This is a genomic window from Capilliphycus salinus ALCB114379 (assembly GCF_047276495.1).
GTDB classification, from domain to species: Bacteria; Cyanobacteriota; Cyanobacteriia; order Cyanobacteriales; family Microcoleaceae; genus Capilliphycus; species Capilliphycus salinus.
On the sequence record NZ_CP178543.1, the window covers coordinates 2,815,127 to 2,827,621 of the forward strand.

Below are 12,495 nucleotides of genomic sequence, written 5' to 3' on the forward strand. Positions count from 1 at the left end.
AAACCAGATAGAGGAAATTCCCGTTTAAAATAAGGTAAGGTATTGTAAAACCAAAAAGCTGTAACCGGCTCTTGAGCTTGACGATCTCTTTTATTTGCTTCTATCTACTTTCAAGCCAGCCCCAGACAAATGTTATATCGAATGTAACGGGCTTGGGTTAACCTAAACAACCTCAGTACATGAGTACCGAAAACGTCTTCACTCGACCTGACCTGCTGGCAATTTTGTTGAAATTGAACGGTTGTATCATTGTCCGAGTTTTAGATGGGGAATAACGATTATCAAACTAAAAAAAATTATTTTGGAATTCTTGCTTATCGAGGAGGATCAGGTGTCCAATACATCAAAGTTGGATGAAATTGTTGAAAAATTAGAAAAGGATGTTAATCTCATTCGGATTAAAAAGGTGATGATTTGTGCTTGTCGGGGCAAGTGGGAAAACAATCAAAATAACCTCAACAATTTTGCGATTAAAGATTTGGTTCAGGAATTATATTGGAAAACTCAAACTCCCAATAATCTTTATAATATTCTCGACCGAATTTTGTCAAAAATCAATAAAAAATCAGAATACACCCTGATTATGAATACAATTATTCATCAAATCGGCCCCCTGTATTTAGAAAATCAATCGGAGTCGTTAAACCAAGACGTTACAGAAAATCTTTCTAACTTTACTCAATCTGACCCTTCCCAACCCCTAGAAGAAACGGCAAGCTATCCGAACATCAATTCCGTTTCTAACGTTCCCGACTTATTTGATATCCGATGGAGAATTTTGCAGTATACAAACCCCCTGCGGGTGAAACTTTTACTGTTTTCAACTTTGGAGCGAGAATTTACTTTTAATAATCAAGATTGGTCTCAACTCAAGCTGCACACCTTAGATGATTTACTCCGGCAACTTCTGCGAAATTTTCCCAGTTTTTCGGGTTTAAAAAGTAATCTAACCAAAATGGCAAACTATCTAGAACATCCCGATGAAAATCTGCAAGCGGTAACGATAATCTTAGAAAGTTTAAAAGCCATCTATGCAAAAAAATCCGAAACCAACTCCAGTAATTTGTCAGTAAACATCAATCAAAACACCAATGCGATCAATTCCGAAACCGTCAATCAAATCTCTAAAAACTCTCACCCAAAACCCCCCTCTTCAAACCGCACCCATTTAAACTCATCATTCAATTCACCCAAAACCCTCTCAAACCCGGCGGATAGCTTTCTCAACGAAAAACTATCGCAGACTCAATCTAACCTAATTTCAACCAATCTTAAAACCGAAGAACTTGCCAATCTCAACAGTCAATTAGAATCTCAGGTAAACCAAATCGTCAACAAAAGTATTAAAAAAACAATTTATCCCATAAATCAAACCTGGGACGAATTACAAAACCTTTTAGATCTCTGTTTTAAAAACCTCCCACCGAGCGAACGTTGGGAATTAAAAAAATTTGCTTTACAAGAATTACTCAACGTCATTCGCAGCAAAGTTAACGAATTACAAGACTCATTAAACCAACTGGAAACAACAGAACTCCAATCCTGGTCAACCGTCGATCTTTCTCAACAAAAAACGATGGATCTCGCCCGTCAGGGAAACGCCAAAGCGATCGCCAGCTTAATTAACCAATCCCTAAAATCCAGAGGAATTCACACCCAAGTCAAATCCCAAAATGGTTGTTTGCACGTTGTTCTCACCGCCGAACCCATTCCCGACTCAGAAAGCACCGCCTCTTTCATTCACAACAAATTAATTTTTCTCAAAATCCAATCGATTCAAACTATCAAAATCTATGGCAGAAAAACGGGTACAAAATCAATCGCCTGGACTCAAGAATATAACTACAATTAGCTCACAGATTAAATTCAATGGATCTCACAGAATTGCAAAAGCGATATCAAGCCGGAGAGCGAGATTTTCGAGACATAAACCTCAGAAACGCCAATCTCAACTCAGCCGATTTAATTGACGCCAACTTCAGCCACGCCGACCTACAAGGAAGCGAATTTATTTTAGCCTATCTCAACGGCGTTAACTTCACCCGAGCCAACTTAGCCCGCAGCAAACTCAGCGGCGCCAACCTCAACAAAGCCAACCTCAGCGGCGCCAACCTCAGCGACGCCGATCTTCACGGCGCCATTTTACAAGGAGTCGATTTTCGCAAAGCCAACCTCTCCCTCGCCATCTTACTCGACGCCAACCTCATTCAAGCCGATTTGCGCGGCGTCAACCTCCAAGGTGCCGACTTGCGGGGCGCCTGTTTGCGGGGGGCGAACCTCCGTTACGAGCGCCGCATTTACGAAGGCGTTAACCTGCGGGGCGCCGACTTGCGGGGCGCCGACTTACAAGGCGTTAACCTCACCGGCGCCGACTTAACTCGCGCCAATCTCCGGGGCGCCAATTTGGGAGAAACGGTTTTTCGTGGCGCTATTTTAAAGCAAACAAACCTCACCCAAACTAATTTACAATCGGCATTTTTAACAGAAGCAGATTTATCCGGCGCCCGACTGATCGGAGCGAATTTAAAAAAGGTAAAACTTGAACGAGCAATATTAACTGAAGCTCAACTTCCGGGGGTGGTTTTGTCCGATGCCATGTTACCCGATGCTAAACTGAGTAATGCCAACCTTTCCAACGCCGATTTGAGCCGCACTAACCTAGTACGAGCCGATTTAACTCGCACCGATTTAAGTGGTACTAATTTAACTCAAGCCGATCTCACCGATGCGTCCATCGCCCGAACTAATCTTCGCAATGCCAATTTAAGTTATGCTTATTTAACTCGGGTTGAATTTAGCAGCGCCAACACGATTGGGGTACAATTACATGGGGCAATTATGCCCAATGGCGAAGTTCATCCCTAACATAATTTACACGGTTAAATCTTACTCTTATGGCTCGCAAACGATTAATTATTGAAATGGGAATGGGGATCGATCAACACGGTCAAGAACCCACCGTCGCCGCAGCCCGGGCGGTTCGCAATGCGATCGCTCACAATGCTTTACCCGGAGTTTGGGAGGTGGCCGGTTTGAGTCATCCCAATCAGATGATTGTTGAGGTTCAAGTCGCCGTTCCCTATCCCGAACAAGTCCGATCCGATGAGGTTTTAGCCGTCTTACCTTTTGGTCAAAAAAGTCTCAAACTTGAGTCCGGGGGAATGGTTGTAGAAGGAAGGGCGATCGCCGAACTTAATGATAAAAACGATCAGATGTTAATTGCAGTCGCGGCCGTTACCGTATTTGTTGAAATGGACTAATTCTCAGCAACATCAGTCATAAATGGATGAATGATCAATGATGAATTTTCCCTATTTCTTGAGAACTGGTGAGGTGGTAATGAGTGACTGATAACTTTTCCCCGCGATAATTTTGGGGTCGTTGGGCTAATTTTTGTGATAAAATAGGCAGAGTAATGATAAACTCGACGCCCTTCCCGTATTCGGAAACGACTTCAATTTTTCCTTGATGATTTTCAATAATTTTGTAGGAAATTGCCAGTCCGATTCCCGTTCCCTTGCCAATTTTTTTGGTCGTAAAGAACGGATCGAAAATCTTATGTTTAATTTCGGGAGGAATTCCCAAGCCATTATCTGCAATTCTAACTTGAATTTCTTCCGAGTTAATCTGTTCGGTTTCAATGGTAATTTGGGCGGGTCTGGGCGGTTGCATGACATAGGAAATATGAGTTTGAGCATCTTCTAACGCATCAATACCATTGGCAATAATATTCATAAAAACTTGGTTCAGTTGCGCCGGATAACATTCAATTAACGGAAGATTTCCATAGCGTTTTACCAGTTCAATATTAGACTTGAAACGATGATTGAGAATTAATAGAGTGTTCTCAATTCCAACGTGAATATCCACTTCTTTAATCTCCGCTTCATCCAACCGGGAAAAATTTCGCAACGATAGTACAATCTCCCGAATTCGTTCCGTTCCCATTTTCATCGAAGACAGCAACTTCGGCAAATCTTCCGCAATAAAATGCAACTCAATTTCCGCAATTTTGGCTTCAACTTCGGGAGAAAGATCGCTACAATTTTCTTGATAGAGATGAACTAAATTTAGCAAATCTTGAATCTGCTCGCAAGCGGGGCTAATATTTCCATGAATAAAACTCACCGGATTGTTGATTTCGTGGGCGATTCCTGCTACCATTTGACCCAAACTCGACATTTTCTCCGTTTGAATCAGTTGAGCTTGAGCAGTTTTTAAATCCTTAATCGCTTGTCTCAAATCTTCGGTATATTGTTCTACCCATGCAATTAATTTATTCAGAGAAATCGCTAAAATTCCCACCTCATCGTTTGATGTCACCGGAACTCGCAAACTGAAATTTGATTCTTGTGTCACTCGTTGAGCCACTTTCGTCACCTTTTGCAGGGGAGAAGCAATGGCGCGACTCGTTAAAATCGCGAGAAGGGTTGCAATTGTCGTTGAGAGAATCAAACTTCCAATTATAATCCTAACCCGCAATTTTTGCGCCTTTTGCAGTTGAAGATCCGCCTGTTTTTGTTGAAGTTCGGCTTTCGCATTCAGTTGAGTTAATAATTCAAAAATCCGTTCAAAATCCCGGCTAATTTGACTCGCTTCTTCCCCTTTCAGCGTTTTCCAAATTTGTTGTTGGGCGTCCGGAATTCTGTCTTCTCTTAAACTCCCTGGCTTGATTTGTAGCCGGATCGCTTCCATCAGTTCCACATAGGATTTAATCGTTGTAAAATAAGCTTGGGATAGCTGCTGAACATCGTCCGACTCGACAACAATATCCTCGGAATAGACTTCTGTAAAAACATCCAGTTCGCGAATCCAAGTTTGAATCCGATTTAAGCTATCATAAAACTTGACCACCTCATAATCGGAAGATATACTATCTCCCAAAACAATCATTAACTGTTGAGGGTGAGCCTGTAAGGATTTTAGAGCATTTTCAAGTTGAGTAATAATATTTTGTTGCTGATAGGCGATCGTCAGTTGGGATAGGGCTTTTTGTTGAGCTAAGTCTCCAATGGTTAACCCGACGATGGTTCCCGTGACACCGATCCCAATCGCCAAACCGTATCCATAGGCAATTTTTTTAAGAATACTCAAGTGAGAAAAAATCTGTCTGGACTTATACCATGATAATCGATTCAAAACCGAAGTGAAGGGAATCTTTCCACCGGGCTTAAGATTCTCAGCTTCCTCAACTTCTTGACCAAGCCACATCATACAACTAAGTACAGGAAATCTATATTTATTTTTAAGTTAGCATCACCAGGTTAATAACAGGTTAATCGATCTCGATTCAGAATTTCTTTATCTGTTGAACACATCCGTGTTAATTGATCGGCAAAATAAGCTTAAAACGAAGTTAAAATTTAACTCAATAACAGTCAAACGGTGTTGGGTTTCGCCTGTCGGGTGTTGGAGACTGTCGTTTTTGTAAATTTATCCCTTGATTTTACCGAATTAAGTCACCTTCCCCAATTTCTTCGTATACATCCCGAATAATATCATAATCCGCATCCGTCACCGCAACAAACCGAGAACCTTTATATTTTTGAGTCGTTTCACCCGTAACTAAAGCCTCAATTAACTTGTCTTGATTTCCAATAATGCGCTGTTTATACTCAGCAACAACCTCCGCATCTAATAAATCACTCACCACAAAAAGATCATCCGGGAGAGGAGAAGTTTGTTCAATTTCTCGAAAGCGCTTTCCCGACACTTTATAACTTTCATAATCCGTTTTTGAACCGCCCCAAGCATCCACCTGACCCTCCGCTAAAGCCTGCATCCCTTCCGACGATCCTAACATTTTAACTTGATAATTTTCATTGGGTTTAAGTCCCGCATCCAGCAATAATTTTGTTGGTCCGAGATGACCGCTAGTTGAACCGGGTTTTTTCATCGAAATGGTTTTACCCTGCAATTGATTTAAAGATTCAATCTCGCTTTCTTCGGGAACAACAATGATAGAATAATAATCTTGACGGGCAATTCCAATCAAAGGTTTTGCATCCGTGCGGGCATTAATCACCACATATTCCGAAGGCCCAGTTAACAACAAATCGACTTGATTTGATTGCAAAGCCACCGCAGCAGCAGTATAACTTTCTACGGGAACAAATTCAATCGGGGTCTGTAAAACCTCTTGTAAAGCTTGGCGAAATGTGCCATAATTTTCTGTTAACGCTTCTATCCCTTGTTCGTCAGTGACCGTAAACCGCAAAAGTTCGGGTTTACCCGGTTTTAAGGGATTATTTCCCGTTTGGGTGGCGGTACTACATCCGATTAAAAATAGGAAAGAATATCCTAAAAAATGGCGTCGCTTCATCCAAATTTAACCTCATAATCAAGGTTGTTGATATCCAAAAAAAGATATCATTGTCTAGTTTACAATGTTTCATTCTCAACTGTCCGGTTTACAGGAGTCACCGAGTCACCGAGTCACCGAGTCACCGAGTAAGCGCGTTCGCGCTCGCTGCGCGTACAGAATTGCCTCTTACCCCTTACCCCTTACCCTTTACCCCTTACCCTATTCCCTATTCACAGTTGACGGTCATTTTTCTTACTGACTCGACTTTCCTGTAACGAATTACCAATACCCTGTAAAATCCCCCGACCAATTAACCCAATACCCCGACCCAAAACCTGAGTCAAAACATAAACAACTCCACTCCCCAAAAACGCAATAGTCGCCCGGACTCTGGGGGCGACAGCATCGCGAGTTTCTAACACCAAAGTCACCGCCAATTGTACCCCAGTCAGTTGTTCAAGTTCTACATTTCGAGGCGAATAAATTTCTTTTTTTTGGATTCCCCGTTCTCCAAATACTTTTAAAGTATACAAACTCTCAAAAATCTCTTTGGGTTCATAAAAATATTTATCAACCCGATATTTCCAAGACAAATTATTTCTAAACTTCTCAATTTCTCGCGTAGACAAAAGCCTTCTATCATAAAATTTTTGCTTAATTTCTTCAAAATCCGCAAAATGATTCAGCAAAGGTTGAATCACCCCATTGGCAACTTGAATCACCAAATTTTGTAGAATCGCTTCCGCCCGTTGCATCGCTTCCGGACTTCCCACCGGACAATAAACATTATCCACCATTAAGGGAATTTGAAACAACAAATGAGCCATTAAATCTGTAACCAAAGGAATTTTATCCAGAATAACCGTTTTAACAATCAGCGCATCTCCCAACAGCACAGAAACAACTTCTACCTCTTGATCCCCAACCCTCAACCGGTAATATTTTCCAAAATAATTAACAACCGTAACTTCCCAAACATCGAGTAACATCCTCTGACATTTCTCTGATAATTGCTCAACTTGAACCTCAGAAAATCCAAACTCATCCAACAACTGTTCAAACTGTTGCAAAACCAGATAAATTAATTCTCGCTTTTGAGTTAATCGTAAAATATCAATTTCTAAAGGCGTTCCCGTAAGATTAATTAACCCCGACTCCAACTTAGAAACCGTGACATCAAATAAAACCGATTTCACCTCCATCGCCAGAACTGGAGTTTGATAGGTAACAGACGAATCACCCCGCACCACCAGGGATTCTTCGGGTCTCAGAGGCTCCTTACGGGGACTGTTGGGGGGAGGAGTCGTTTCCTCAATTTCCGGGGCTTGAGGGCGAACCGAAGCGGGTAACAGTTGACTCACGATCCAGCGGGCCGCCAAAAGTTCCCGGCGGTGGCCCGTCACAATTAACCAGTTAACAACGGCCTTCGGTTCTCCCCGTTCCACATCGTAGGGGTTGGGAAGGTGAGCGGTAATTTCAGCTAACGTTTCATCAATTTGGCGCAGTCCCGACTTTCCGACCCGATAACGCCAGCGACCCCATACCGACAACCCGGTTATCCGCGAAACCGGGGAAACCACCTCTAACTCGGTCTTCAGGTCTTCCCAAACCGTCTCACCCGAGGCGACAATGCGAATTGCGGTGATAATTTTTTCAATGGCGACCCCTTTCGGACAATAGCCTTGAACCCCAACCCGTTGGGCGGCTTGCAGTCGGTGGGTCTGTTTGGTAGAAGTCAGGAGCAGAACCGCTAAATTCGGGTAATTGGCGATCAGATGTTGACAAAAGGCGATCGCGCTGTCGGTGGTCGAACTCAGACGCACCAGGGGACTGCTGAGGTTGGCGATCTCCAAATCGACGATCGCCACATCAATTATATTATTCGTTGAGGTGCGAACAGAGAAGTTCTCGTTGGCGATCCGTTGGGGTTCTAAAATCGCGAGTGCGGCTTCTGCGGTTTGGGCTTCTGCGACCACCTCTAAGTCAGGATAGTCTTGACAAGCAACTCGCAAGCCCATCCGAAAAATCGGGTCATCATCAATAAGCAGGAGTCGCACAGTCGGTTGGCTCATGGACAAGTCTGAAAAGAAGAACAGGGTGCTATTTCAGACTCTATCATCTCGTCTCGGTTTTTAGACTTTTGCTGCTACTCCAAAAATAAGTTCGCATCTGGAGGAGTATAGCCACCCCCTCCCGAATAAGACGGTTCGGGTGCCGCAGCCGGTGCCGGTGCCGGTGCCGGTGCCGGTGCCGCTTGATAACCTCCTGAAGTCGCCGCAGGAGAACTACCCGAAGAAGAATAGCCGCTCGACCCGCCAGAATAGCCGCCGGAACTGTAGCCGGAGGAGTATCCGCTACTGTAACCTGAATAGCCGCCAGAATAGCTGCTAGAGCCTGAAGAATAGCCGCCGGAACTGTAGCCGGAGGAATATCCGCTATTGTAACCCGAATAGCCGCCAGAATAGCTGCTAGAGCCTGAAGAATAGCCGCCGGAATTGTAGTCGGAGGAGTATCCGCTATTGTAACCCGAGGAATAGCTGGAGTATCCCGAAGAACTGGAGGACCCGGAAGAATAGCTGGAATAGCCGCTCGTTTGGGAACTGGTCGAACTCGTCGAACTCGTCGAACCCGTCGAACTACTCGTCGAAGATGAAGGGGTCGAACGTTGAGACGCCCAGTAAGCATCCCGTTCGGCCACCCAACGGGCGATCGCATTTTGGGCTTCATAATAGAGGGCGCGACCGTAGCGAATTCTGGACGCTTCGGAAATGGCCGAACTCAGGCTGCCTTTATCGGCAAAACTGTAGGCTTTATCGAGAATAGGCCGATCTTCGGCAATTTGAACTTCCGTCACCCATTCGTTAATTTTGTCGCGGGCTTCGGCATAGAGAGCGCGACCCTGACCGATCTCGGAAGCTTTATCAATGGCGGCGCTCAAGTTTCCTTCTTTGGCCAAAGCCAGCGCTTCGGTTAATAAAGGCTGATCCTCAATAATTTCAATCCGCTTGCTCCACTCGGCGATCAAAGTTTGAGCTTCGATCCGCAGCGGACGCCCGAGAGCCACTTCCGCCGCTTGAGCCACCGCCGCTCTAAACCCATCGACGTCTTCTTGTTCGGCCAGCAGACGGGCCAGAACGATGTGGGGCCGATCTTCGATGCGCTGAACTTCTTTGCGCCAGTGAGCCACTAAGGTTTGGGCGTGTATCCGTCGGGGTCGGTCCGGGGTGATGGTTCCGGCTTGATCCATTGCCAATTTTAAAGCAAAGGGATGACCGGCTTTGGAGAGGGTGTCGGCCACTTCGAGGGCGACGAGATCTTGAATTTGTCCGTCTAGCTGTTCGGTTGGGATGTGGGCTTGTTGATAAAGGCCAGCAGGGATCGATTTTTGCTCCAGAGCCGCTTTTCCTTCCAGCAGGACCACCAATTTTTCGAGAAAGGGTTTGCTGTTGGCTTGGTTGAGGGCGACATCTTGAACTTCGGCCACCAGCAGCAAGTTTTGAGCCTCTTTGTACAGGGGGGAATGTTCGGGAACTCGTTTGGCGATATTAAAGACGTTGTTGTGGTTTTTGGCTTCTAATTCCAGTTTGGCTTGATCGATCAGGCTTTGACTCCAGGTTTTAATCTCTTGGCGGGCTACGGTATGCACGTAGAGTTTGGAACTGACTTGATTGGCCAGTTCGATCGCTTCTTCTAAACTGCTAGGACTGTTTTGTTTGGCAATATTGCGAGCTTCTTCGAGGCGTTGATAGCCTTGGCGTTCGATCGACATTCGATCCACAAGATCGTTGAAGCGTTTTTCTCGCCAGTGGGCGTTATTGAGTTTGGCCAGGGATTGAATATTGCTGAAAGCTTGCGCCCAATTTTGTTTTTTTAACGCCGCGATCGCTTTATCGTAGAGTTGTTGACCTTCATTCCAGTCATTTTTCCAGCCGCCGATCGCCGCTTCGACGTTGGAGTAGGCCGGACTGCTTTTCGGAACAATACTGACCAATTCAAGGGCCGCCTCTAAGTTGCCTTCGTCTATTTTTTGGTCGGCCAGGACGATTAACAGTTTTGTCCATTTTTCCATCATTTTCTGGCCTTGAGACCGAAGGGGATGAGTCTCAGGCCAACTTTCGATCAAATCAAAAGCCGCTTGAATTTCTGTCAGTTCTCCGGACTGGGCCGCTTGATCTGCACAGTAGAGTCGGTCTCCGTCGGCCGATAGCGGGGAAATTTCTTGACAGTTGGGCGGTGGCGGAGTGATCAGCAGCCACAGTAAAGCGCCGGCGCCCATCGTTCCAAACCCGAGCAGAACGGTGAGCCAAAGAAGTTGCCATCCCCAAAAGCCTTTAGGCAACTTCAGACTTCGCCGGCTTGCGGTTTCCGCCGTTGCTTCGGCTGTTTTCTCCTCCAACTCCGACGGGGAAGCCGGAGAGAGTTCCGCCTCTGATGCTGGAGTCAAACGCCTGGATTGGTTAAATTGGGGTGTCGTCATGACTTTACCATTTTCCTATGATTCGTTCTTGGTTTGGCCTGACTCGGCTGGGCGAGTTGGTTCGGTCTTGGGGGTTCCCGAGTTGAACTTGGCTCTCACCGTCGAGTGTTTGGAAGTGAGTCGTGCTTCTGCTGTGATTTTATACAGTTGTGAGTCAGGTTTAACTATTTTGGCTGATCATTTTCCAAAATATAATCAAATGTTTTTAAGTTTTACATCATATTAGCAAGCCTGACAATCGGCCGGTCAAACTGGGGTTTTCTGATCATCTGATTTTTAGCTGAGAACAGCGATCGCAAACCCTAGCTGACGGCGTTATTGTTGGTTCGGCTAGGGTGGGTTGATTTAGGATGCTTTCGGGGTTGAGTCGGTGTTTTCTGCACTGGCGGCCGATTCCGATGAACTGTAGCCAAAAAAGTCAATGCGATAATCGGTAATTTTGATTCCGGTTTGTTTTTCGACTTGTTCGATCACGGCTTGGGGGAGTTCGATATGAACGTCAATAATCCGCTCGCTATCGAGACAGTTGACATGGGAATGGGAATCGCTGATGTGTCCGTACAAACGACCCTCGGAACGTTCGATACACTCGATAATACTCTCTCGGGATAGGGCTTCTAAGTTTTGGTACACTGAGGTGTGACCGATGGCTTTACCCTGTTGGTTGAGTCGATCGTAAATTTCACGGGCTGACAGGTGTTCCTGTGCTTCCCAGAGGAGTTCGAGAATAAAGCGACGCTGACGGCTTAACCGCATTCGGAGCGTCTGACATCGATTGAGTGCATCCTCTAATGAACGGATTGGTTTCACTTCTTACGCCTCTGTTTTTATAAAACTATCTGCTATTTCTGTTGTCAAACGTATGTATACTAACTTACGGCTAGTTTAATTTTATCGTAGCGATTTGCTCACGCTTGTCTGGTGCGACAATGCCTCAATCCTCAATTCAAGGCTTTGAGCAAAAATCTGTCAAAATAGCAACAGGGGAATTTTGGTGCAGTATCAACGAAGGTGTACAGGAGATGACTATCACAATCAAGCTTAATCGTCAATGCCTAGATCAGTTAGACTTGTCACCTGCGATCGCGACCATTGAGAACATACTCACCACCGGGACAATAGCCGCTTGCGAACAAGAGATTTGCTTTGAGATTGACTATCCCCGCGATCCTCAAGACCCCCGCGAACTGTCTGAAGTTCCAGAAATCCGACTGTGGTTTGTTCGCTTGGATGCTCGTTATCCTTGGCTGCCGTTTTTGCTCGACTGGAAAGCCGGTGAACTGGCTCGTTATGTTGCCATGCTGGTTCCTCACCAGTTCCATCGCACCGAGGGAATTCAATATAATCCCGAAGCTTTGGAAATTTTTTTAATGTCTAAAATCTTTATTTTAGCAGATTGGTTGGCCGAACAAAAAATCCCTTCTATCTCTCGACTTAAATCCCTGTCTCAAATGCTCGGTTATGATTTAGATGAGGCTTTATTTGAGTTGATTGCTGATTGTTAAGGGTCAGATTTGTCCACTCCCGGAGTTCGCGTTCAAGTCTCCCGTCGGCCAAAAATTGGGAGAGGAGCTTTACATAGATCTTGTCATTTGTCATCTGTCCAAGTTATGATCTTTGTAGAGTTTTGTAACCCAAGGGTGAGCATCTACTGGGTTGAAAACAACAACCCCATTTTCAGCAACATCAAAGCTAGAGAATTAATCGGGATAAC

The 12,495-nt window shown here is 44.9% G+C and carries 10 protein-coding genes; 5 read left to right on the forward strand and 5 right to left on the reverse strand.

The genetic code is table 11. From position 1 onward, the window contains the following. Positions 1-331 precede the first annotated feature (331 nt). From ACL6C3_RS11670 to ACL6C3_RS11680, 3 genes are read left to right on the forward strand one after another with little or no spacing between them, the layout of a single operon-like run. Positions 332-1,852, forward strand: coding sequence for a hypothetical protein (locus ACL6C3_RS11670; protein ID WP_413167337.1), 1,521 nt, complete (start codon positions 332-334; stop codon positions 1,850-1,852). A gap of 17 nt (positions 1,853-1,869) precedes the next feature. After that, the gene (locus ACL6C3_RS11675; protein WP_413167338.1) at positions 1,870-2,865 is read left to right on the forward strand and encodes a pentapeptide repeat-containing protein; all 996 of its coding nucleotides are present in this window, start codon (positions 1,870-1,872) and stop codon (positions 2,863-2,865) included. Between the two features lie 29 nt (positions 2,866-2,894). Further along, entirely contained in the window at positions 2,895-3,260 is a 366-nt protein-coding gene (locus ACL6C3_RS11680) for a Lin0512 family protein (protein ID WP_413167339.1), read from the forward strand. A gap of 34 nt (positions 3,261-3,294) precedes the next feature. Here ACL6C3_RS11680 and ACL6C3_RS11685 read toward each other — a convergent pair whose 3' ends face one another. From ACL6C3_RS11685 to ACL6C3_RS11700, 4 genes are all read right to left on the reverse strand, one after another. Beyond that, on the reverse strand, positions 3,295-5,214 hold the full coding sequence (locus tag ACL6C3_RS11685) for an ATP-binding protein (protein WP_413167340.1): 1,920 nt from the start codon (positions 5,212-5,214) through the stop codon (positions 3,295-3,297). 232 nt (positions 5,215-5,446) lie between these two features. Then, entirely contained in the window at positions 5,447-6,322 is an 876-nt protein-coding gene (locus ACL6C3_RS11690; protein ID WP_413167341.1) for a PhnD/SsuA/transferrin family substrate-binding protein, read from the reverse strand. A gap of 212 nt (positions 6,323-6,534) precedes the next feature. Continuing rightward, the gene (locus ACL6C3_RS11695) at positions 6,535-8,376 is read right to left on the reverse strand and encodes a DUF3685 domain-containing protein (protein WP_413167342.1); all 1,842 of its coding nucleotides are present in this window, start codon (positions 8,374-8,376) and stop codon (positions 6,535-6,537) included. Between the two features lie 74 nt (positions 8,377-8,450). Beyond that, complete coding sequence (locus tag ACL6C3_RS11700; RefSeq protein WP_413167343.1) at positions 8,451-10,781, reverse strand: hypothetical protein; 2,331 nt, start codon at positions 10,779-10,781, stop codon at positions 8,451-8,453. Between ACL6C3_RS11700 and ACL6C3_RS11705 the strand changes: the two genes are divergently transcribed. Further along, a complete protein-coding gene (locus tag ACL6C3_RS11705; protein ID WP_413167344.1) occupies positions 10,780-11,007 on the forward strand; it encodes a hypothetical protein in 228 nt (75 codons plus the stop codon). The two genes, ACL6C3_RS11700 and ACL6C3_RS11705, sit on opposite strands and share 2 nt — an antisense overlap. Positions 11,008-11,126: 119 nt before the next feature. Here the strand turns inward: ACL6C3_RS11705 and ACL6C3_RS11710 are convergent, their stop codons facing one another. Beyond that, positions 11,127-11,591, reverse strand: coding sequence for a Fur family transcriptional regulator (locus tag ACL6C3_RS11710; RefSeq protein ID WP_413167345.1), 465 nt, complete (start codon positions 11,589-11,591; stop codon positions 11,127-11,129). A 212-nt stretch (positions 11,592-11,803) separates the two neighbouring features. Here ACL6C3_RS11710 and ACL6C3_RS11715 point away from each other — a divergent pair, with 212 nt between their 5' ends. Further along, entirely contained in the window at positions 11,804-12,286 is a 483-nt protein-coding gene (locus tag ACL6C3_RS11715; protein WP_413168302.1) for a CRR6 family NdhI maturation factor, read from the forward strand. Positions 12,287-12,495: the final 209 nt, after the last annotated feature.